The organism is Nonomuraea sp. NPDC001831, from assembly GCF_042892035.1.
Taxonomy (GTDB): domain Bacteria; phylum Actinomycetota; class Actinomycetes; order Streptosporangiales; family Streptosporangiaceae; genus Nonomuraea.
In genome coordinates, this window is sequence record NZ_JBIATU010000012.1 from 183,035 (window position 1) to 204,797 (window position 21,763).

Genomic DNA, 21,763 nt, shown 5'->3' on the forward strand with positions numbered 1-21,763 from the left:
GCGGCCATCGGGCCGACGCCCGCCGTCCGGCCCGGGTCCCTAGGACGCCGTCCCGTCCCCGCCGGCGGCGCCGCCGAAGACCTCCTTGATCAGCCGCTGCACGACCTCCTGGAACGCCGCGGCCTGGGACATCGCGGCGTCGTCCACGTAGGTCACCGAGGCGGTCAGGGTCCTGCGGCCGTCCGGCGTGCTGTACAGCAGCGCCGCCGAGCCCGAGATGCCGCCGTTGTGGGTGATGAGGGTGCCGGTGTCGGGGTCGGCGTCCTGCACGAACACCCCCAGCCCGTAGCCGACCTTGGGATGCGCGTCGCGCATCTCGGCCAGCAGCGAGGGCGGCAGGAGCCGCCCGCCCATCAGCCCGGAGATGAACGTGTGCAGGTCGCGGGTGGTCGAGATCATGTCGCCGCCGGTGGAGATCCAGGAGGGGTTCTGACGGGTGACGTCGACCGTCTTGTCCTGGCCGTCCTCCTCGTAGCGGTAGTAGGCGTGGGCGTGCGGCCCGGCGATCTCCGTGTCGGTGTCCGGCACGACGGTGTCCGGCAGCCCGAGCGGCTCCAGGACGCGCAGCCGCATCTCCTCGGCCAGCGGACGGCCGGTGACCTTCTCGATCAGCAGCCTGACCAGGACGTAGTTGGTGTTGGAGTAGCTCCAGTCCGCCCCCGGCTCGAAGCGGGCGGGCTTGGACAGCGCGAGCCGTACCAGCTCCTGCGGCTGGTAGGTCTTGAAGCGGTTCTCCACCCACTCCTTGCCCGACCAGACGATCCCCGGCACGACGGTGCCGTCCTCGTAGTACTCGCCGGTGAAGTTGAACACGCCGCTGGTGTGCTGCAGCAACATCCGGACGGTGATCCGCCGGTCCAGCCCGAACTCGGGCAGGTGGTCGTCCACGACGTCGTCCAGGCCGAGCACGCCGTCGGCCACCAGGCTCAGGGCGAGGGCCGCGGTGAAGGTCTTGGTGACGCTGCCGACCCGGAAACGCCCGTCCGCCGGCGGTTCGGCGAGGCCGCCCAGCTCGCGCAACCCGGCGGTGCCGACCCACTCGCCCCGCTCGTCGTTCACCCGCAGCTGTACGCCGACGAAACCGGCGTCCACGATCTCCTGGAGGATCTTCTGCAGCTCCGGGCGCTCGGCCACGTTGTTCACGGAAACGCTGTCGTTCGTCATGCTTCGTACGCCTTTCAAGCCTTCGGGCCGATTCCCCGGACCGGTGATGGTTCAACCATCCCCGGCCGCGCTGACACCGGACCGTCGCCGTCCTGACGCGCCCGCTGACGCGGCGTCCTCCGCTACCGATGGCTGCGGTGCACGGTCTCCGGCCCCACCACCCGCAGCAGCTCCAGCGCCTCGAACGTCTTCGACCCGGGCGGCGGCGTGAAGATCAGCAGCCGCTGGTCCTCGGCCGGGGCGAGCAGCACCTCGTAGTCGAACTCCATCGCGCCGATGGCCGGATGCCTGACCCGCAGACGGCTGCTGCGGCGCACCGCGACCTCGTGCCGTTCCCAGAGCGAGACGAACTCCGGGCTGGCCCGGCGCAGGCGCTCGACCAGGGCCTGCGCCGGCTCGTCGTTGCCGCGGCGGACCACCGCCGCGCGCAGGTCGGCCACGTGCGCGCGGGAGCGCTCGGCGTGCTCCTCCTCCGGGTAGGCCTCGCGCCTGAACGGGTCGGTGAACCAGCGCCACACGATGTTGCGATCGGGCTCCTCGACGGTGCAGCTGCACCCGAACAGGGACTCGGCCATGGCGTTCTGCGCCAGCACGTCGCCCAGGTCGCTCAGCACCTGCGCGGGCGTCCCGACGAGACGGTCGAGCAGGTAGAGCAGGCTCGGCTTGACGTGCTCGCCCGCCCGCGGCCCGGCCGGCGGCCGGTGCCCGGCCAGCAGGTAGAGGTGGTCGCGTTCGTCGCTCGTCAGCCGCAGCGCCCGCGCCAGCGCGGCCAGCAGCTGGGTGGACGGCTGCGGGCTGCGCGCCTGCTCCAACCGCATCAGGTAGTCGGCCGACATGCCCGCGAGCAGCGCCACCTCCTCCCGCCTCAGCCCCGGCGTACGGCGACGCGGCCCCGACGGCAGCCCCACCTCGCCGGGCAGCAGCCGCTCCCGCGAGCGGCGAAGGAAGTCAGCAAGCTCCGCACGATCCATGAGCCCATCCTGCAATACCGCGAAATATCGCAGTCCAGGACTGTCTGTCCTAGGGAATCCGGTCCGCTCCTCATCCGCGACGCCGGCTGGCACGGTGGCGTCCATGACCCGACACCTGACCGTCTCCGGGACCCGCCTCGCCTACCGCACCGTCGGCGACGGCCCCGGCCTGGTGCTCCTGCACGGCACCGGCCCGGGTTCGTCGACCTGGGACGGCGTCGCCGAGCGCTTCGCCGACCGCAACACCGTGATCCTGCCCGACCTCGGCGGCAGCGACCTCGTCGAGGACGACGGCGCCCCCCTGACCGTCGAGGGCCTGACCGAGCAGCTCGCGGCCGTCATCGAGGACTCGGCCAAGGCCCCCGTGGACCTGCTCGGCTTCTCCCTGGGCGCGGTGGTCGCGCTGTCCCTCGCCGCCACCCGCCCGGACCTCGTCCGCCGCCTCATCCCGGTCGGCGGCTGGGCCCACACCGAGGACGCCTACCTGCGCACCGCCCTGCAGACCTGGCTCGGCCTGGCCGGCACCCCGGACGCCTTCGCCCGCTTCGCCATGCTGACCGGCTTCAGCCGCCGCTATCTCAATTCCCTCGACGCCGAGGACCTGGAGAGCCGAGCGACGTACTTCCGGCCGCACCCCAACCGCCTGCGCCAGATCGACCTCGGCCGCCGCGTCGACCTCCGCCGCCTGCTGCCCGGCATCCAGGCCCCCACGCTGGTCGTCGGCGCCGCCCGCGACGGCCTGATCCCGGTGGAGAACTCCCGCGAGCTCCACGCCGCCATCCCCGGCAGCTCCTACCTCGAACTCGACACCGGCCACGTCTCCAGCGTCGAACGCCCCGACGACTTCGTCGCCCTCGTCCGCGACTTCACTGCTTGACCCTCGCTGCACCGGCGTCCGGCACAAGGACGGCGGGGGCCGGTCCGCCACCGCGGACCAGCCCCCGCCACCGACCCCGCCGACTCAGACCAGAGTGTCCTTGATCTTGATTTGACCCGCGTCGATCACGAACTTCTGATTGTCGTTGTTGCTCTGACACTCCCACTGGTAGATCCGGACCCCGTTGCCACGGTCATTGGTGACGTCCACACACATCGGCCGCGACGTCCCCAGAGTGTCCTTGATCTTGATCTGACCCGCGTCGATCACGAACTTCTGATTGTCGTTGTTGGCCTGACACTCCCACTGATAGATCCGGACCCCGTTGCCACGATCATTGGTGACGTCCACACACATCGGCCGCGACGTCCCCAGAGTGTCCTTGATCTTGATCTGACCCGCGTCGATCACGAACTTCTGATTGTTGTTGTTGCTCTGACACTCCCACTGGTAGATCCGGACCCCGTTGCCACGGTCGTTGGTGACGTCGATGCACATCGGGTTCGGAGCGGAAGCCGCGGCGGGCAGCACCAGACCCGCACTGACGGTGACGACGAGGACGGCTCCAGACAGAAGGCGACGAACCAGCATGAGTCCCTCCGAGGGTGCGTTGAACAGGGCTCATGCACCATGGCGCAACTCATGGTGTTCGATCAATCACCTTCCGTTTACAGTCCTCTTCCCTCATCCTGACACGCACAGTGAACCCACCCGCCCGGGGCGGTCACTCCGTCCGGCCCCCAGCGGTGAGGCCGACGAGCTTGGCGAGGAAACGATCGACCTGCTCCTCCAGCGGCGGCCACGGCAGGTCGGGCTGGTTGACCCGCATCGACACGGCCCCGTGCACCGCCGCCCGCAGATCCAGTGAGACCGCGGCGGCGTCGTCGTCCGGGGCGAGCCCGGCGTCGATGCATCGCTGCACCGCGGCGGTGGTGCGCTCGGCCAGCTCCTGCTTGAACGACATGGCCACCCGCTGGTTGAGCGTGCTCTCGTGCAGCACCTTGTACAGGCCGGGGTGCTGCTGGACCCACCTGCCCAGCAGCAGCACGCGGGCCCGCAGCCGCCCCGCCGGATCGGCGGCCCCGGCCTCGGCCTGATCGACGGCCGCCACGAGCTCGCCGTGGAACCTCTCCAAGGCGGCCAGCACGAGCGCGTCCCGGTCGGCGAAGTGGATGTACACCGAGGTCGCCGCGACGCCGACCTCCCGTGCCACCGCGCGCATGGACAGGGCCTGGTCGTCGCCGAGTTCGTTCAGCAGGCGCAGAGCGGCGGCGATGACGTCGTCCCGCAGGCGTTCGCCCTGACCTCGCGGATTGCGTCCCTGCCTGCCGCCGCGAGGGCCGGCCGGGGCGGAGGTGGTCTCGTCCATGAAGGCCCATTGTAGGCGGACGCTCGTTGCACTACAGTCGTAGCGCTACAGTCGTTCACATATGGAGGAGATCCATGGAGATCCAGGTGAAGGCGCTGGACCCGGTGTTCGCCGAGATGAGCGCCGCCACCGACCGCCTGCTCTGGGACGAGGCCCCGGAGCTCACCCGGCGCGAGAAGGTCCTGCTGTGCCTCACCGCCGACGTCTGCCAGCAGACTCTCGGCCTGCCCTTCGAACACCACGTGACGATGGCCGCCGACTGCGGCCTGTCGGCCGACGACCTGCGCGAGATGCTGCGCTTCGTCGCCTACGACAGCGGATACCCCGCCGCACTGACCGCCCTCGCCCGCCTGACCGAACTGGAACAGACGCACGCCCTGCCCACCCCCACCGGCCAGGGTCACGAGGTGAACGCCGACGGCACGGGCAGCCCGCTCCCGGAGGCGATGCGGCAGGCCGTGGCCGCCCTGGACCGGCCGTTCAGCACCTACATGGACCTGCAGTCCCGCATGCGCGCCGGCATGCAGCGGGTGTCGCCCCGGGAGCGGGCGTTCATCACGATGACCGTCGACGTGCTCTACCAGACCCTGGAGGAGAGCTTCCGCGCCCACCTGACCCGCGCCCTCGGCGCCGGCGCCACACCGGAGGAGGCCCGTGCCGTCGTGCGGTTCAGCGCGCAGTTCGGCATGACCAAGGCATGGCGCGCCATGCACGTGCTCGACGCCCTGCTCACCGAACTCACCACCCCCGAACCCGCGCCTCAGGAGCGCCGCTCCCGCACCTGACCGGCCTTTGCGCACTCGGCAGCCGCCTCGGGGACGTCACAGTGGGCGGAAGAACGAACGCGTAGGCTCTCTGCTGGTCTGACGGCATGCGGAGAGAGGCACGATGACTTCTGGCTTCGCGGCAGGTGAGCAAGAGTGGCGGGCTCGTCTGGGGACACTCCGGCAGGTCGTCCGCCAGGAGCTGGTAGCCCGGCAGTTGGCGGCTCACCTGCCCGATGCGGTGCCGCAGCGGGTTCTGGACGTGGGCTGCGGCCAGGGAACCCAACTGCTGCGGCTGGCACGACGCGGACACGATGTGACAGGGCTGGACTCCTCGGCGACCCTCCTTGCCGATCTCCAGCGCGCCCTGACGGACGAGCCGGAGGACGTCCGGGGGCGCGTGCGGCTACTCCAAGGCGACGTACGGGACATCGCCACCTTGTTCCGGCCCGAGAGCTTCGACGTCGTGCTGTGCCACGGCGTTCTGATGTACTTCCCCGACCCCGGGCCGCTGCTGGACGATCTGTCGCGACTGCTGACCACCGGGGGCCTGCTGTCCCTGCTGGTCCGCAACGGCGACGCCCTGGCGATGCGGCCCGGCCTGCTCGGCGACTGGGCCACAGCGCAGCGAGCCTTCCAGGAACTGACGTACGACAACCGCATCGGGGTCACGGCTCGCGCCGACCGCCTGGATGCCTTGACCGCCGCGCTCACCGACCGACGGCTGAAGGTGCGCGCCTGGTACGGCGTACGCGTGTTCACCGACACCGCACCGGCCGACGCGGAACTCCCCGACGCCCAGGCTCTGACCGCGCTCCTGGCCTGCGAGGAACAAGCCGGCGCCACAGACCCTTACCGACGCGTCGCCGCTCTGACCCACGTCTTCGCCGAGCGGACGTAGACCCGGGCTGGGCGCCGCACCTCCGTGATCAGTGAACCTGTGCCGTGGTGCGCTGACGCCCCTTCCTCAGTCTCCGATCCCTGATCACCGCAAGCACCAGGACGTGAGTCAACAGGCCGATCCCCACGATCAGTCCTACGCCCTGAAACACAGGCGTCGTGTATTCACCGGACAGAGAGTTGAAGGCCAAGACGAACCCCAGGCAGAGCTGAGTCCCGCTCCCAAGCCGCGCCCGAACCCAGGGAATACTCTGCAGAACCGCCACCGCCGAGATGACATAAGCAGAGATCAGGAAGAACACGGCAACATCGCTCGGGGGATCCGTCAGCAACAGCGCCGTCCCGCCCACGAGGCCCACCCCTGACACTGCGACCACGATCACACGCTGCGGCACGGTCAGGGCACCGAACCACGCCCTCTTCTGATCAACCAGCTCCACACGCGCACTGTCCCACATCGCGACACCGTCCTGCGATGGGATCCTTGGTCGCCCAGTCAGACACGCAGAAGCCCTCCACGAGATCGCGGAGGGCTTCTGAACTGGAGCCGCCTTGGGGATTCGAACCCCAGACCCCTTCATTACGAGTGAAGTGCTCTGGCCGACTGAGCTAAGGCGGCGTGCCTGTACGGCTTGCAAGAGTCTACAGGAGATCGAAGGGTTCTTGCTCCTCCCGATCACCGGATGCCCGGACAGATCGCGCCATCCTTCGGCGGCGCCCCCTCCACGAGATACCGGTCCACGGCGTCGTCCACACATGGGGAGCCGTTCCCGTACGCGGTGTGCCCGTCGCCGTCGTAGCTCAGCAGCACGCCGGACCGCAGCTCAGCCGCCAGCGCCCGAGCCCACCCGTACGGCGTCGCCGGGTCCCCTCTCGTGCCGACGACCAGGATCGGAGGAGCCCCGGCGGCGGTCAGGCGGTGCGGCGAGAAGGTGGGCCGGGCCGGCCAGAACGCACACGGCAGGGACGACCACACGATGTACGGCCCGAACCGCGGCGCGCTCCTGGACGCCTGCGCCGCATCCTCCGCGAAGGCCGCAGCCGTCGCCGGATACGGCCCGTCGACGCAGTTCACCGCCAGGTTGGCCGCGAGCTGGTTGGAGTAGGTGCCGTCGTCCTGCCTGCCCGCGAGCTGGTCGGCGTTGCGCAGCAGGAGTGAGCCGTCGCCGTTCAGCGCCCGGCGTAGCGCCTCGGTGAGCTCCGGACAGGAGGAACGGTCGTAGAGCGGCGTCAGCGTGCCGAGGGTGGCCAGCGCCTCGGTGACGCGCCGGCCGCCGCCGCCGTCCAGTGGCCGGGTGTCCGCGCGGTGGATCAGGGCCCCGACCTGGTCCACCGCCTCTTCGACCGTCCGGCCGGCGAACGGGCAGTCGCGGTCGCCCAGGCAGTCCTCGACGTACGCGCGCAGCGCCTCCTCGAACCCCACGGCCTGCTCGGTGTTCACCAGCACCCGCGAACCGGCCGGGTCGAGGGCGCCGTCCAGCGCGAGCGCGCGCACCTTGCCGGGGAACAGGTCGGCATAGACGGCCCCGAGAAAGGTGCCATACGACTTGCCGAGATAGGTCAGTTTCCGGTCGCCCAGGGCCTTGCGCAGCAGGTCCAGGTCGCGGGCCGCGTCCACGGTGCCCAGGTGGGGCAGGAGCCGGCCGGAGTGCTTCCGGCAGCCGTCCGCGAACCGCCGCGCCGCGGCCTCCAGGGCAGCCCGCTCCTCGAGGGTGTCGGGGGTGGTGTCCATGGCGACGAACGCGTCGAGAGCCGCATGGTCGAGGCACTCGACCGGCGCCGACCGGCCGACCCCGCGCGGGTCGAACCCGACGACGTCGAACCGCTCCCGCACCTTCTCGCCCACCACCAGCCGGGCGGCCCTGGCGTACTCGACCCCGGACGCCCCCGGCCCACCCGGGTTCACCACCAGCGAGCCGATCCGGTCACCCGTCGCGGGCAGCCGGACGACCGCCAGCTCAAGCCGCTCACCGTCGGGACGGTCGTGGTCGAGCGGCACCCGCAACGTCCCGCACTGGAAGCCGTCCCCGCAGTCGGACCAGCCGAGCCCTCGCCCCGCCCGCTCGTCCGGACGGCCACACCCGCCGGCGAGAAGCACCGACGGCACCACGACCCCGGCCACGACGCGGCGCAGCCACCGCGGGACGCGCCACGACCGAATCCGGCGGCACTGCGCGCCCCACCGCCGCGGCGCGCCCGGCACGGGCAGCAGCAGGCCGCAGGCTCCCCCCGAGCGGTAGTCACTCACCACGCCAGCAAACCACCCCGGGGCCGAGGCGCACGGTCGTCACCCCGGATGACTTCCTGCGATACCAGGAGTTAGCCTGAAAAGACTGCTCCGTTCCCCCCGGTGACGGTCGCTCAGTCGACACGTCCGGAGGCAGTCGTCCGGTATGTCCGGCGAACAACGGAGGCATCGATGAACGGCTACCCGCAGATCGCGGACCACGGCATGATCGGAGACCTGCAGACCGCCGCGCTCGTCTCCAGCGACGGCACCATCGACTGGTGGTGCACGCCCCGGTTCGACTCCCCGAGCCTCTTCGCGTCCATCCTCGACAGCGGGCGCGGGGGCCACTGCCGGCTGGCCGCCGACATGGAGGGAAGCGACGAGGCGGCCGTCCGGCAGCTCTACCTGCCGGACACCGCCGTCCTCGTCACCCGCTTCATGGCTTCCGGCGGCGTCGGCGAGGTCGCCGACTTCATGGAACCGGACACCTCCACCACGCCTTCCGGCCGGCACCGTCTGGTGCGGTTCGTCCGGGTGGTCCGCGGGAGTCTGCCCTTCGTCTTCACCTGCCGTCCCCGCTTCGACTACGGGCGGGCGCCGCACACCCTCGCCCTCGGCGACGCCGGATCAGCGGTCTTCCAGGGCCCCGGCACGAGCCTCCACGTGCAGGCCGTCGGCCCTGTCGCCCTGCGCCCGGACGGTGAGGACATCGTCGCGGACTTCACCCTCCAGACCGGCCAGACCGCCGCGATCGTCCTGACCAGTTGCAGCGGCGACGACCAGGCCGTGCCGCCCGTGACCGCCGAAGGGATACGCGACAGCTTCGAGGCCTGCCGCGCCTTCTGGCACGGCTGGCTGCGCGCGTCCCGGTACCGGGGGCGCTGGCGTGACATGGTGAACCGTTCGGCGATCACCCTCAAGCTCCTCACGTACGCGCCCACGGGCGCCCCGATCGCCGCCGCCACGATGGGGCTGCCGGAGCAGATCGGCGGCGAACGCAACTGGGACTACCGCTACACGTGGGTCCGCGACGCCTCCCTGTCCGTCCGGGCCCTGATCGGCCTCGGCTTCGTCGAGGAGGCCCAGGCGTTCCGTACGTGGCTGCGTGAACGGCTCGTCGCGGGCCGCGCCTCCGGTGAGCCGCTGCAGATCATGTACCGGATCGACGGGGATCCCCATCTGACCGAGGAGGTGCTCGACCATCTGGAGGGATACCGGCAGTCCCGGCCGGTACGGGCCGGAAACGCCGCCTCCGACCAGCTCCAGCTCGACATCTACGGTGAAGTCGCCGACGCCCTGGCCCAGTCCCAGGAGATCGGGGGCATCCGCGGCTGGCGTTCCTTCGCCAAGGTGCTCGACTGGCTGGCCGACACCTGGGACCGTCCCGACGAAGGCATCTGGGAGACCCGCGGCGGACGTCAGGAGTTCACCTACAGCCGGCTGATGACCTGGGTCGCCTTCGATCGCGGCATCCGGATGGCCACCACCCACTCGCGTCCGGCCGACCTCGTGCGCTGGATGAGTGTCCGGGACGCCGTCTTCAACCAGATCCTGGACCGCGGCTGGAGCCCTGACCGGCAGGCCTTCGTGCAGCACTACAGCACGAACGTGCTGGACGCCTCGCTGCTGCTCATGCCCCGGGTCGGCTTCATCTCCCCCCGCGACCCGGCCTGGCTGAGCACCCTGGACGCCATCGACGAGGAGCTGGTCAGCGACAGCCTCGTCTACCGCTACGACCCCGCCGCGTCCCCCGACGGTCTGCGCGGGTCGGAGGGGACGTTCAACCTGTGCACCTTCCTCTACGTCGAGGCCCTGGCCCGCGCCGGACGGCTGCAGCAGGCCCGTTACGCCTTCGACAAGATGCTCACCTACGCCAACCACGTCGGCCTGTTCGCCGAGGAGATCGGCCCGTCAGGCGCGCAGCTCGGCAACTTCCCGCAGGCGTTCACCCATCTGGCGCTCATCGCCGCGGCCGTCGCCCTGGACGAACAACTCGACCGCGCCGAACCGTACGGGCGGTAGACCCCGCGCCGGGGTCACCCGGGTTCGGCGGGCAGCCGGATCGCCGCGCCCAGGCCCACCAGGGCGAAGACGGCCAGCGCGATCATGGCGAGGGCATAGGACCGGGTCCCCTCGGCCAGCCCGGAGACGAGGATCGTGCCGGCGATCGCCGTCCCGAACGACGAGCCGAGATTGGACACGCTGCGCGACAATCCGGAGATCTCGCCCTGCTGTTCCTCGGGAAAGCTGGACTGCACGACATTGACCGACGGCGTGAGCATCACGCCCACGCCCAGCCCGATCAGCAGCAGCCCCGGCACGAAGGCGACGACTCGCGACGACGCTTCGACCAGGGCCAGCAGGACGGCGATCCCGGCCACGGTCATGGCGAAACCCGCCGAGATCAGGCTCTTCTGGGAGTGCTTCCTGGCGAGCCGCTCCGCCGCCAGGGAGCTCACCAGGATCCCGGCGGTCGCCGCGGTGAAGACGACCCCCGTCTGGATGGCGTTGTACCCGCGGACCTTCTGCAGGAAGACCGCGACGACGAACGACGTCCCCATGAGGACCAGCCACTGCATGTTCTGCGTGACGAGGCCGAGATCGGACGTACGGTTCCGGAACAGACGCGTCGTGAGCAACGGCTCCTTCCCCGCACGCTCCCGGGCCCGAATGTGCAGGAAGAACCAGACCAGGAATCCCACTCCGACGACGAGGAACGCCGTCATCAGCACGGCGTTCTTGCCGGCCTGGAGAATCCCGAACACCACGCAGAACATGCCGACGGCCGACAGGACCGCGCCGGCGGTGTCGAAGGGCCGGGCCGGATCCGGCGGCACCGGATCGGCGATCCGGCGGCTGAGGAAGACGATCACCGCGACCACCACCGCCTGGAAGACGAACGCCGCACGCCAGGTGATCGCCGTCGCGATGAAACCGCCGATCAGCGGGCCCGCGGCCGCGCCGACACCCCCCAGCCCGCTGATCAGGCCGAAGGCGCGGGCCCGCGACCGCAGATCGTCGAAGGCCATCGTCGCGAGGATGTAGACGGGCGGGATCAGCAGCGCGGTCCCCACCCCTTCGAGAACCGAGTTTCCGAGGATCAGCACCCCGAGGCTGGGCGAGAACGCGCTGGTCAGCGCGCCGATCCCGTACAGGGTGAGGCCCGCGAGGAAACATTTCTTGCGGCCCCAGCGGTCGGTCAGCTTGCTGCACGGGATCATCAGCACGGCCATGATCAGCAGGAAGAGCGTGATCGTGCTCTGCACGCCCCGCACCGTGGTGTTCAGGTCCCGGCCGATGTCGTTGATCATCACGTTCATGTTCGAGCCGGCGAAGCTGCAGATGAACTGGGCGAGGGCCAGCGGGGCCAGCGGGCTCTTCGAGAAGGCGGCCGGGCTGCCCGGGGCTGCGGGTCCGGTCATGGTCCGCCCCGCCGTCGCGCTCGTCGAGCTCCATCGGTGGCCACGGGGTCGGCGCCTTCGCCGTACGGACCGGCGCCGGCCCGCTCAAGGACGGGATCGCCGCGGCACATCATCCACCTGCGCATGACCACCTCGATGTGAAACCGGCATGATGTTCGTCCCCTTCGGCCAAGCCGCCCCCGCCGTGAATGACCGGCCGCCTCCGCCGCCGCCGCGGATGACCGACCGCCTCCGCCGCCGCCGCGGATGACCGGCCGCCTCCGCCGCCGCCGTGGGTGACCGGCCGCCTGCGCGGCCGCAGCGGGCGTTCCGGCGGCCGTCCCGACGGGCGTCCCGTCAATGGTGGAACGCGGCCTTCAGCACCACGATCACCAGCCCGAGCAGCAGATTGATCAAGCTCGTGACCAGCACCATCCGGGAGGAGGCGCCGATCCCCACGGCCGCCGCAGCCGACCAGCCGACCTGCCCGGCCACCGCGACCCCGAGGGCCAGCCAGGCGGTGCCCTGCGGTTCGAGGCCCAGCAGCGGCCCGACGGCCACGGCGACGGCCGGCGGAACGGCCGCCGTGACGATCGGCCACTCCTCGGCGCAGGCCCGGCGGATGTCGGCCACGCTCATGCTCTGGAAGACCGCACGGGCGCCGAACAGGCGGGCGTGCACGTGAGCGGCCCAGAACACCGTGCTGGTCCCCAGCAGCAGAATGATCATTTCCAGCCGCGGGAACCTGCCGAGCGACGCGGCGCCGGCCACCACGGAGGCGGCGAGCAGTGATCCGTAGACCGCACCGGTGTAGTCCCTGTGGGCGCCATCGGCCGGCGACCGATGACCGTCGGCCGGATCGGGCACCTTCCCCATGACGACCTCTCTTGGTGGCGACCGCACCATCCTCGAACAAAGGGCCCTCAACCCTCACACTCACGACGAAGCGCACGCGCCGCGCTCACGCGACGAGACGGGTGCATCGCACCCTCACGCGACGAGACGGGGTGCACCGCGCCCCCACGCGACAGGACGGGGTGCACCGCGCCCCCACGCGGCGGGGCGGGCGCGCTGCGCTCACGTGGCGCGGCTGGGCGCATGGCCGCCGCGCCGTCGGCGAGGCGCAGCCGTGCGCGCCGCGGATCCGTGGCGGTGTGCGGCATTCTGTTCACCGGGCGCCGATCCCCTCCATCATCTCGCGCGGTTGTGCCGCTTTCCGGCCGGACGGGCCCGCATCGACCCGGGACTCCCAATGGAGACCCGCAACGGCCGCATCACGGCACACACGGCACATATGGCGGCATCGTCCTGCCAAGCCGCCGTCCATGCTTCTGATCCCCTGTTCCCGATCGGGCGGCCACCGCGAGAAGGCAAAGATTTCCCTCGGCAGATCTGTGCATCTTTTCGAAAACAGCCCTCAGTGCGCCGAGAAAGCACTCGGCGGGCAAATCAAATCAGGGACTCTCCATGCACAACGTCGAGGATGAGCAGTCCCGGCTGCGGGGACCATCCACTTCGCCGACCTTCCGGCCAGGCGTGATGGAGGGACGTGGGCCGCCATGGGATGTCTGTTCGCGATCTTCGCGGGCCTCTTTCCGCGACTTGCCGTTTTCATCATCTGGGTGGCGCGGCCCGCTCTGGTCAGCGCCGCTTTCCACACGTGGATCTGGCCTCTCCTCGGGCTGATCTTCCTGCCGTTCACCACCTTGATGTACGTGATCCTGTACGTCCCCGGCGTCGGGCTGAGAGGAGCGGACTGGTTCTGGATCGCCGTCTCGGTCCTGCTGGACCTCTTCCACTGGATCGGCACCGCGAGCCAGCGTCGCCAGATCCCCGGCTATCCCCGCGGCTGACCGGCAGCCCCTGTCCGTACCGCCGCACACGTGCCACCGTGCCACCGTGCCGGAGGGCCGCATCGGCCTCCGCCCGGCACCCCTTTCATGCCTGCTTCGACTTCCATGCCTGCTCCGACGCCCCCGTCCGCCACGCTGCCGGGACGATCGTCCGGCCGCGCAGGTCCACGTCACTTCGGCGGCGGCGAGCCGGGGCCGTCCCCCTTCGAAGACGCTCCCCCGCCTCCGCCCTTCGGCGGCGGGGGTTCGGCGGCCATGGCCTCTCGCAGTTCCTGACGGGTGGCGAACGTGTCGATCAGCGACAGCAGCATGGCCACGATGGGGATGGCCAGCAGCGCGCCCATCGCGCCGAACAGCGACGCCCCCGCGATCACGGCTGCGAAGGACACCCCGGGATGGATGTCCACCGCCCGTGAGCTGATCTTCGGCTCCAGCGTCAGGTTCTCCACCTGCTGGTACAGGACGCCCCACGCCAGCGCCGCCAGGCCGACCCAGGGACGTGACGAGACCAGTCCCACCACCACCGGCAGAGCGATGGAGATGTAGGTGCCGATCGTGGGCACGAGCTGGGCGACCAGCCCCGTCCAGGCGCCGAGGGCCAGCCAGGACGGCATGCCCAGCAGCAGGAACACCAGGGCCGACGCCGTGCCGTTGATGGCGGCCAGGATGAGCCGGGACGAGACGTATCCACCGGTCTTGATGGTGGAGACGTCCCAGACGCTGAGGAAGACCTGCTGGAACCGGCCGGGCAGCAACTGGGCGAGCCACCGGCGCAGCCTCGGACCGTCGGCCGAGAAATAGAACGTCAGCAGCGCCAGGGTGAACAGGTTGAACAGCGTTCCGGTCACCGTGCCCAGCAGACCCAGCACCCCGCCGAGCGCGCCCTGCGCGTACTCGGCCGCCTGCTGCGGGGTGAGCTTGATGGACTTGAGGATGTCGGAGATCTCATAGCGGGTGCCGAGCCGGGCGTTGACCCACTCCACGACGGCCGCGACGACGTCGGGCAGAGCCTTCAGCAGCACCGCGACCTGCTGCACGAACATGCTGCCGAACAGGATCATGAAGATCACGAAAGCCAGGATGAACAGCGTCATCACCAGCAGCGTCGCCCTTCCCCGGCGCATGTGCCGCGACATGCGCCGCACGGCGGGCTCCATGGCCAGAGAGAGGAACCACGCCATCACCAGCATGGCGACCAGCGCACCCGCGTCCGTGATCACGAACCGGACGAAGAACGCCACCGCGACGACGGCCGCCATGGCGAGCCCGGCACGCCAGACGTTGGCAGGTGAGAGCATCACCTGCACGGCGGGCCCGCCGTCGCTCGACTGCACCGGCTTGTTCATGACTCTCCAGAGATCTAGATCTCACCTCCGACGACCACGGCGACCGACGAGACCGCAGAAGACGACGAGTCCAGCCCTCACCCCAGGCGCACGGACACCAGCCCTCCGCACGTTCGCCCCATGGAGCCGGCGGCCCGATCCGCGTCCTACATGGAAGTGACGCACCCAACGTACGACGACCAGCCGCTCCAGCCCCGCATCTACCGCCCGACCGGCTTGTCCCCCCCACCCACTCCCGCCGAACCGCCTCACGCACCACCCCGCACCGGGCCGAAGGGACGCGAGGCAGGGGGCGCGGGCGGGGCGAACGCCTTGCTTCGCCACTTCAGACGACCTCCGGAACCCAGCGCCTGACGCCTCAGGTGGGCCTGGAATTCCGGTGTGGCTGGTTGGGCGCTGGCCACAGCCCCGAACGTAGCCCCCACGGCCTCCCGTCGCCTTCCGGGAGGCCGTCAGCCGGTTACCGACCGGCCACGGGCTTCCGGCGCGGAGCGTTGTCTAGACGTCCTCGCCACCGGAAGGCTTGTGGTCGGGTGATTCCTCCCCGCTGCCGTACATCGTGTCGTGTTGGATGCGGGGAGAACACACCGACGCCGAAGGGCACGCGCAGCGCCTGCCACCGTCGTCCAAACGCACCGTCACCGTGTCGGCGGGGACGTTGTGCCCGGTGACGACCCCGTCGCCCTGCGGCGTGCTGACCCGGCTCCCCGCGCGAGGCATTCTGTACCGGCTCTCGACGTACAACGGGTGCTCGTACTTCAGGCAGCACATGAGCCGCCCACACGCCCCCGCGATGCGCAACGGGTTGACCGGCAGGTCCTGATCTTTGGCCATGCGCACGGACACGGGCTCGAAATCCTTCAGGAACGTGGCACAGCACAGGTCACGGCCGCAGGGACCGATGCCGCCCTGCAGCCGCGCCTCGTCCCTGGGGCCGATCTGCCGCAGCTCGACCCTGGCCCGCAGGTTACGGGCCAGGTCGCGGACCAAGGCCCGGAAGTCGACCCGGTGAGGGGCCGAGAAGTAGACGGTGTAGACGTTGTCCTGGTCGAGATAGTCGATGCCGACGACCTTCATCGGCAGCGTGTGCCGTTTGATCAGCTTCTTGGACACGCTGCGGGCCTCGGCCCTGCGGCGTTTGTTGGACTCGTCACGCGAGAGGTGTTCCTCGCCCGCCGGCCCCTCGCACACGGGCAGACCGTCGATGTCCTCGCTCGTGTACTGCGGCGCCCACACACACTCCGCCACCTCGGGGCCCGAGTCGGTCGGGACCAGCACCTTGTCGCCGACCTTGAAGGTGTGCCCGCCCGGATCGAGGTAGTAGAGCCTCCCGTAGCGCGTGAAGCTCACGGCCATGATCATTCCCATGGGCTAGAGCTCGCCTCCCTGACGGCCTCGGGGGTTGTTACGGCCTACCGTTGCCACACTACGTGTGTCCGCCCGGTGAGCGTGAGGGGCACCGGCCCCGATCTTGAATCAACCGCCCGTCCGGCAGTCCTGGCCCTTCGGCAGCGAGAAGGCGGAAACCGCAGGCCATCGCAGCCGGCCCCCAAGGCAAGCCACCGCAGGCGAAGCCCGAAGCAGCCCGCGCAGCCCCCACAGGCGGCGGCCGGGATCAGCTCAGGCCGCCCCGCGCAGCGACAACATCATCGCCTCCACCGCGATCTGCGGATTGACGTTGGCCCCCAGCCGCTCCCGGCACCGCATGATCGCGTCGATCCGCCGCAGCGTCTCCTCCGGCGTGGACGACCTGGCGAGCTGGTCGAGATCGAACCGGATGTCGTCGTTGGCCAGCTCCACCCCCGCCCCGAACTGCATGGCCAGCACGTCGCGGTAGAACGACACCAGCTCCAGCAGCGCGGCGTCGAGCGAATCGCGTTTGATGCGGGTGGCCCGGGACTTCTGCCGGTCCTCCAGCTCCTTGAGTGCGCCCGCGCCGCCGCGCACCAGCCCCCGGTTGAGCCCCTTGCCCGTGGAGCCCTCGCCGTAGATCTTGCGCAGCTCGGCCGTCTCGTTCTCGTTGAGCGCCGCCGTAGCCGCCGCGGCTTCTTCCTCGGCCGTCTTGACCAGGCGTTCGGCGGCGGACACGCACTCGCCCACCCCGGTCAGCGAGCGCGGGATGCCGAGCACGGCCTCCCGCCGGTGACGGGCGCCCTCGTCGAGGGCCAGCGACCGCGCCCTGCTGATGTGCCCCTGCGCGGCCCGGGCGGCGAACGCGGCGGTCTCCCACGGCACGCTGTCGCGCGTGGCCAGCACGTGCGCGACGGCCTCGGTGGACGGCGTGGTCAGTGTGACCTGGCGGCAGCGCGACCTGATGGTGATCATGAGGTCGTCGGGAGCGGGCGCGCACAGCAACCAGACCGTGCGCGGCGGGGGCTCCTCGATGGCCTTGAGCAGGGCGTTGGCCGCCGACTCCGTGGCGCGGTCGGCGTCTTCGAACAGGATGACCCGCCAGCGGCCCTGGGTGGGGGCGCCCGCGGCCCGCAGGATGAGCTCGCGCGTCTGCTTGACGCTGTAGGACAGGCCCTCAGGACGTACGGACTCCAGGTCGGGGTGGGAGCCGATGAGCACCTGGTGGCACTGGTCGCAGTGGCCGCAACCGGCGTCGGGGCACAGCAGCGCGGCGGCGAAGGCGCGCGCGGCCTCCTCCCGGCCCGAGCCGGGCGGGCCGGTGAACAGCCAGGCGTGCGTCATGCCGGCGCCGCGACCGCCCTTGACGGCCTCGCCGGCCGCCGCAGCGGCCCGCGACAGCACGGAGATCGCCTGGGCCTGCCCGACGAGGTCATCGAAAACTGTCACGGCGTAAGGCTAGTCGCGGATGGCGGGCATCGTGCCCGTGGCGTCTTCGGATTCGCGGGGCACCGGGTCGGGCAGGATCTCGCGGATGCGGTCCTGGATCTGGCGGGTCAGCACCTCGGGCGGCATCGTGCCGTCGACCACGAGGTAGCGGCCGGGATCGGCGGCGGCCAGCGCGCGAAACTCCTTGCGCACCCGCTGGTGGAACTCCAGCGGCTCGGACTCGATGCGGTCGGCCGCCCCGCCCAGCCGGGTCAGCCCCACCTCGGGCGGCGTGTCGATGAGCACGGTCAGATGCGGTACGAGGCCGCCCGTCGCCCAGGCGTTGATCCTGGAGACGTCCTCGGGATCGAGCGCCCGGCCGGCGCCCTGGTAGGCCAGGGACGAGTCGACGTAGCGGTCGCTGATCACCAGCGAGCCCCGGTAGAGCGCCGGCCGGATCACCTTCTCGACGTGCTCGGCCCGGTCGGCCGCGTAGAGCAGGGCCTCCGAACGGGCCGACAGACCTCGCTCGGCCGCGTCGAGCAGGATCGCCCGCAACCGCATGCCGATCTTGGTGGAGCCGGGCTCCCGGGTCTGGACCACGTCGTAGCCCTGGTCGCGCAGCCAGATGGCGATCAGCCGCGACTGGGTGGTCTTGCCCGAGCCCTCGCCGCCCTCGAACGCCAGGAACAGCCCCGGCACGTGCTCGGCCGGCTCGGCGGGGTAACGCTCGCCGCGCACCGCCGCGAGAAGGTCGGCCGACAGCGAGACGCCCTGTCTGTCGTCCATGTGGCGCAGGGCCAGGATCCCGACGGCCATCGCGAGCCCGCCGCCGATGACCAGCACCAGGTTGGTGCCGTCGAAGCGGTAGGCGATGGCGCCGAGGCCGATCTCGTGGGCGCCGAAGAGCGCCGCCAGCGGGTTGGCCACCGCCACCACGAGCAGCAGGGTGACCCGCGCCGTGGACTGCAGGAACGAGAACGTGCGCCCGCGCAGCGCGTCTTCGACCTCCAGCCCGATCAGGGTGTAGCCGATGATCCACGCGATGCCCGCGCACGCCCCGAGCAGCACGGTCAGCATGACCACGATCGGCAGGTTGTGGATCAGCGCGATGGCCACGAGCACCACCCCGGCCACGGTGATGGCCAGGCCGAACAGCCGCCGCCGCGACAGCCCGCGCAGCAGCCTGAGGCCGACGAACATGCCCAGCGCCATGCCGACGAAGACCGCGCCGAACACGACGCCGTAGGCCGCGTCGCCGCCGCCGAGGGCCACCACGTAGATCTTCGCCACGCCGACCACGGCCCCACCCGCGGCGAACGCGCCGAGCATGCCGATGATCAGGCCGCGCACGAGCCGGTTGCCGCCCACGAAGCGCCAGCCCTCGACGACCTGCTTGAGCACCGAGGGCGTCGAGATCGCGCCGTCGCGCTTGGGGATGCCGCGCAACGTGAAGATCAGGAAGGCCGACACCAGGTAGGCCAGGGAGTTGACGATGAGCGCCGGAGCGGTGGGGTCCATGCCGCTCAGCAGGGGCAGGACGCTGCGCCCCATGTCGCCGGCCAGGGACAGCGCGGCGAACAGCAGGGCCGCGATCGGCGCGCTGCCGTAGGTGACCAGCAGGTTGAGCCGGTTGGCTGATTCGAGCTGGTCCTTGGGCACCAGGTTGGGCACCGTGGCGTCCTTGGCCGGGACCCAGAACAGGTTGACGCACTCGACCAGGACGGTCGCGACGATCACCCACTGGTAGGTGCCGATGACCGGGATCGACAACACGACCGCGAACCTGGCCAGGTCCGCGGTGAACATGGTCAGCCGCCGGTCGAACCGGTCGGCGAACACCCCGGCCAGCGGCCCGAGCAGCACCGCGGGCAACATCTTGGCGATGAACACGCCGCCCACGGCCAGCGACTGCATGCGGTAGTCGCCCTGGTTGAGGTTTCCGGCGAGGGCGGTCAGGGCCAGGATGTTGAGCCAGTCGCCCAGACTGCACACCGACATGGCCGTCCAGAGCCGGCGGAACGGCGCATGGGCCAGCACATGTGCAGCGCGCCTAGGGGCAGTCATGATTTCAGCGTATCCAGGTGTCGGCCGGACATGGGAAGGCAGGAGACAACGCGGAAATTACCCGCTTGTCCGTGGCTGAGGGTATTACGTTCGCGGGTGGGCGTGCAGGTTACCCGCATGGAATAGGCCGTCGAAAACGTCGTCAATTCATTACTCCGGCCTCTTGCCTGATCTCCGCCACCAGAGGCGCCCAGGCGGCGCGGACGGCGGCCGGCAGGGCCAGCTCGCCCCAGAGCTCGACGAGCAGCGCGCCGTCGACGTGGTCGAGCAGGTCGGCGGGGCCGCCCTCGCTCAGCAGCGCCGAGTAGGCCGCCCGGCGCTGGTCGCGGTCGGCCAGGTCGTAGACCCGGCCGCCGAACCGCAGGACGCCGAGGGCCGCGGCCACCGGCAGCCGCCGCAGCCGGCTCGGGACGTGGAAGCTGCGCCCGCCCGCCGACTTCACGGCGAACTCGACCTTGGGCTCAAGGGTGAGCCGGAACCCGGCCGCGTCGAGGATGCGCCCGGCGGTCTCCAGGGTCGGCGACTTCCGGCCGTGCTCGTAGGCCGACAGGGTGGTGCGCGAGGTGCCGCTCCTGCTGGCCAGCGCCCTCTGGTTCATGCTGGCCGCGTGGCGCGCCTGCCTGAACAGCAGCCCGCCGCGCCTGGCCCAGAAGGCGACGTCGGGCGCGAGCGTAGCCGCCTGACGCAACGCCCCTTCGGCTGGGGAGGACACCATGTTCACCTCCTGCGAGTATCCGGTCGGATACTACGCCAAGATGACACCACGTGGCGACCGCGTCGCGCAAAGTCAGGAACGCAGCTCAAGCATAGTGATCTCCGGCGGCGCGCCGACCCGTACCGGCGGCCCCCAGAACCCGGCGCCCCTGGTCACGTACACCTGCACGCCGTCGACCGTGGCCAGACCCGACACCACGGGCTGCTGCAGGCCCACCACCAGGTTGAACGGCGCGATCTGCCCGCCGTGCGTGTGCCCCGACAGCTGCAGGTCGACGCCGAAGCCGGCCGCCTGGTCCACCTGCACGGGCTGGTGCGCGAGCAGCACGGTGGACCGCCCCGGCGTCCGGCCGCCGAGCGCCTTGGCGAAGTCGGGCCCGTCGCCGACGGCCTCGCCGTTGAGGTCGTTCACCCCGGCCAGGTCGAGTACGGCGCCCTGGTGGCTGATCTCCACGCGCTCGTTACGCAACGAGCGAACGCCGAGCTGGTCGAGCTCCTCGATCCATTCCTGGGGGCCGTTCTGGGTGTAGTACTCGTGGTTACCGGTCACGAAATATGCCCCGTAGCGGGACTCAAGGCTTTTGAGTGGCTTGGCGAGGGCGCCCAACTGGGCCACGGACCCGTCCACCAGGTCGCCGACGATGGCCACCACGTCGGGACGCAGAACGTTGATCATCCTGACGATGCGCTCGGTGTGGCCGACGCCCGTGAGCGGGCCCAGGTGGATGTCGCTCACCACGGCGAAGCGCAGGCCGTTCAGCCTCGGGTCGAGCTTGGGCAGCCGGACCCGCACCGGCTCCAGCACCGGGTCGCCGAGGGCGCTGGTCATGCCGTAACCGACCGTGCCGAGCGCGCCGACCCCGGCCACCACCGCGGTGGTGCGCCCCAGGAAGAGCCGCCTGCTCATGGGCGGCACGGTCGCAGGAGCGGGCTCAGCGGTGGGCTCAGTGGCGGGCTCAGTGGTGGGCTCGGACGGCGGGCCCGCGGACGCCACCGCCGCGACCGGAACCGGCTCCTCGACCGCCACCGCCCCGCGCTCGCCCCTGCGGATGATCATCGACGCGACGGCCCGCGGCGCCTCCAGCACGAGCAGGAACACCACGAGGTAGAACATCAGCGCCACCCACAGGTACCCCGGCCAGGCCAGCCAGTTGCCCAGCTCCATCCGCGTGCCCGCGAACGCGGCGACCACGAGCAGGACGAGCCCGACCAGGCCCCAGGTCAGCGCCTTGCGGACGCGCCCGGGGCGGGTCGCGGAGCGCACCATCCGATGCCACAGATAAAGGTGCGCCACCACGACGAGAGCGACGAAGACCAGCACGATCACAC

General features: G+C 70.6%; 19 protein-coding genes and 1 tRNA gene. 5 read left to right on the plus strand and 15 right to left on the minus strand.

What is annotated here, in order from left to right:
* Positions 1 to 39: 39 nt before the first annotated feature.
* Positions 40 to 1,164, minus strand: a complete 1,125-nt coding sequence (locus ACFYYW_RS33260) for a serine hydrolase domain-containing protein (RefSeq protein WP_387654629.1) — start codon at positions 1,162 to 1,164, stop codon at positions 40 to 42.
* A gap of 122 nt (positions 1,165 to 1,286) precedes the next feature.
* Positions 1,287 to 2,135: a helix-turn-helix transcriptional regulator gene (locus ACFYYW_RS33265; RefSeq protein ID WP_352318559.1), complete on the minus strand. Its 849-nt coding sequence runs from the start codon at positions 2,133 to 2,135 to the stop codon at positions 1,287 to 1,289.
* A gap of 103 nt (positions 2,136 to 2,238) precedes the next feature.
* Between ACFYYW_RS33265 and ACFYYW_RS33270 the strand changes: the two genes are divergently transcribed.
* Entirely contained in the window at positions 2,239 to 3,012 is a 774-nt protein-coding gene (locus ACFYYW_RS33270) for an alpha/beta fold hydrolase (protein WP_387654633.1), read from the plus strand.
* 84 nt (positions 3,013 to 3,096) lie between these two features.
* On the opposite strand, the gene ACFYYW_RS33275 is transcribed toward ACFYYW_RS33270, so the two are convergent.
* Positions 3,097 to 3,603 (minus strand): RICIN domain-containing protein, encoded by a 507-nt coding sequence (locus ACFYYW_RS33275; protein WP_387654636.1) that lies wholly within the window; start codon positions 3,601 to 3,603, stop codon positions 3,097 to 3,099.
* A gap of 133 nt (positions 3,604 to 3,736) precedes the next feature.
* Complete coding sequence (locus ACFYYW_RS33280; protein ID WP_387654639.1) at positions 3,737 to 4,381, minus strand: TetR/AcrR family transcriptional regulator; 645 nt, start codon at positions 4,379 to 4,381, stop codon at positions 3,737 to 3,739.
* 74 nt (positions 4,382 to 4,455) lie between these two features.
* On the opposite strand from ACFYYW_RS33280, the gene ACFYYW_RS33285 reads away from it, so the two are divergent.
* Both ACFYYW_RS33285 and ACFYYW_RS33290 read left to right on the plus strand, forming a co-directional pair.
* Positions 4,456 to 5,166, plus strand: coding sequence for a carboxymuconolactone decarboxylase family protein (locus ACFYYW_RS33285; RefSeq protein WP_387654641.1), 711 nt, complete (start codon positions 4,456 to 4,458; stop codon positions 5,164 to 5,166).
* 103 nt (positions 5,167 to 5,269) lie between these two features.
* Positions 5,270 to 6,046, plus strand: coding sequence for a class I SAM-dependent methyltransferase (locus ACFYYW_RS33290; protein ID WP_387654644.1), 777 nt, complete (start codon positions 5,270 to 5,272; stop codon positions 6,044 to 6,046).
* A gap of 28 nt (positions 6,047 to 6,074) precedes the next feature.
* On the opposite strand, the gene ACFYYW_RS33295 is transcribed toward ACFYYW_RS33290, so the two are convergent.
* The 3 genes from ACFYYW_RS33295 to ACFYYW_RS33305 all read right to left on the minus strand — a co-directional run bounded on the left by ACFYYW_RS33295 (position 6,075) and on the right by ACFYYW_RS33305 (position 8,293).
* A complete protein-coding gene (locus ACFYYW_RS33295) occupies positions 6,075 to 6,485 on the minus strand; it encodes a hypothetical protein (RefSeq protein WP_387654647.1) in 411 nt (136 codons plus the stop codon).
* A 102-nt stretch (positions 6,486 to 6,587) separates the two neighbouring features.
* Positions 6,588 to 6,664: transfer RNA gene (locus ACFYYW_RS33300), tRNA-Thr, on the minus strand.
* A gap of 57 nt (positions 6,665 to 6,721) precedes the next feature.
* Positions 6,722 to 8,293, minus strand: coding sequence for an alpha/beta hydrolase (locus ACFYYW_RS33305; protein ID WP_387654651.1), 1,572 nt, complete (start codon positions 8,291 to 8,293; stop codon positions 6,722 to 6,724).
* Between the two features lie 171 nt (positions 8,294 to 8,464).
* Between ACFYYW_RS33305 and ACFYYW_RS33310 the strand changes: the two genes are divergently transcribed.
* Complete coding sequence (locus tag ACFYYW_RS33310; protein ID WP_387654654.1) at positions 8,465 to 10,297, plus strand: glycoside hydrolase family 15 protein; 1,833 nt, start codon at positions 8,465 to 8,467, stop codon at positions 10,295 to 10,297.
* Positions 10,298 to 10,311: 14 nt separating this feature from the next.
* Here ACFYYW_RS33310 and ACFYYW_RS33315 read toward each other — a convergent pair whose 3' ends face one another.
* Both ACFYYW_RS33315 and ACFYYW_RS33320 read right to left on the minus strand, forming a co-directional pair.
* On the minus strand, positions 10,312 to 11,697 hold the full coding sequence (locus ACFYYW_RS33315) for an MFS transporter (RefSeq protein ID WP_387654657.1): 1,386 nt from the start codon (positions 11,695 to 11,697) through the stop codon (positions 10,312 to 10,314).
* Positions 11,698 to 12,033: 336 nt separating this feature from the next.
* On the minus strand, positions 12,034 to 12,552 hold the full coding sequence (locus ACFYYW_RS33320; RefSeq protein ID WP_387654660.1) for a hypothetical protein: 519 nt from the start codon (positions 12,550 to 12,552) through the stop codon (positions 12,034 to 12,036).
* 683 nt (positions 12,553 to 13,235) lie between these two features.
* Here ACFYYW_RS33320 and ACFYYW_RS33325 point away from each other — a divergent pair.
* Positions 13,236 to 13,529: a hypothetical protein gene (locus ACFYYW_RS33325; RefSeq protein WP_387654663.1), complete on the plus strand. Its 294-nt coding sequence runs from the start codon at positions 13,236 to 13,238 to the stop codon at positions 13,527 to 13,529.
* Positions 13,530 to 13,699: 170 nt separating this feature from the next.
* Here the strand turns inward: ACFYYW_RS33325 and ACFYYW_RS33330 are convergent, their stop codons facing one another.
* From ACFYYW_RS33330 to ACFYYW_RS33355, 6 genes are all read right to left on the minus strand, one after another.
* Positions 13,700 to 14,875, minus strand: coding sequence for an AI-2E family transporter (locus tag ACFYYW_RS33330; protein ID WP_387654666.1), 1,176 nt, complete (start codon positions 14,873 to 14,875; stop codon positions 13,700 to 13,702).
* 498 nt (positions 14,876 to 15,373) lie between these two features.
* Positions 15,374 to 16,237: a stage 0 sporulation family protein gene (locus ACFYYW_RS33335; protein WP_387654872.1), complete on the minus strand. Its 864-nt coding sequence runs from the start codon at positions 16,235 to 16,237 to the stop codon at positions 15,374 to 15,376.
* A 258-nt stretch (positions 16,238 to 16,495) separates the two neighbouring features.
* Entirely contained in the window at positions 16,496 to 17,674 is a 1,179-nt protein-coding gene (locus ACFYYW_RS33340) for a DNA polymerase III subunit delta' (protein WP_352318533.1), read from the minus strand.
* Between the two features lie 9 nt (positions 17,675 to 17,683).
* On the minus strand, positions 17,684 to 19,720 hold the full coding sequence (gene tmk, locus ACFYYW_RS33345; RefSeq protein ID WP_387654669.1) for a dTMP kinase: 2,037 nt from the start codon (positions 19,718 to 19,720) through the stop codon (positions 17,684 to 17,686).
* 142 nt (positions 19,721 to 19,862) lie between these two features.
* On the minus strand, positions 19,863 to 20,435 hold the full coding sequence (locus ACFYYW_RS33350; protein ID WP_387654672.1) for a helix-turn-helix transcriptional regulator: 573 nt from the start codon (positions 20,433 to 20,435) through the stop codon (positions 19,863 to 19,865).
* Positions 20,436 to 20,507: 72 nt separating this feature from the next.
* A complete protein-coding gene (locus tag ACFYYW_RS33355; protein ID WP_387654675.1) occupies positions 20,508 to 21,761 on the minus strand; it encodes a metallophosphoesterase in 1,254 nt (417 codons plus the stop codon).
* Positions 21,762 to 21,763 lie beyond the last annotated feature (2 nt).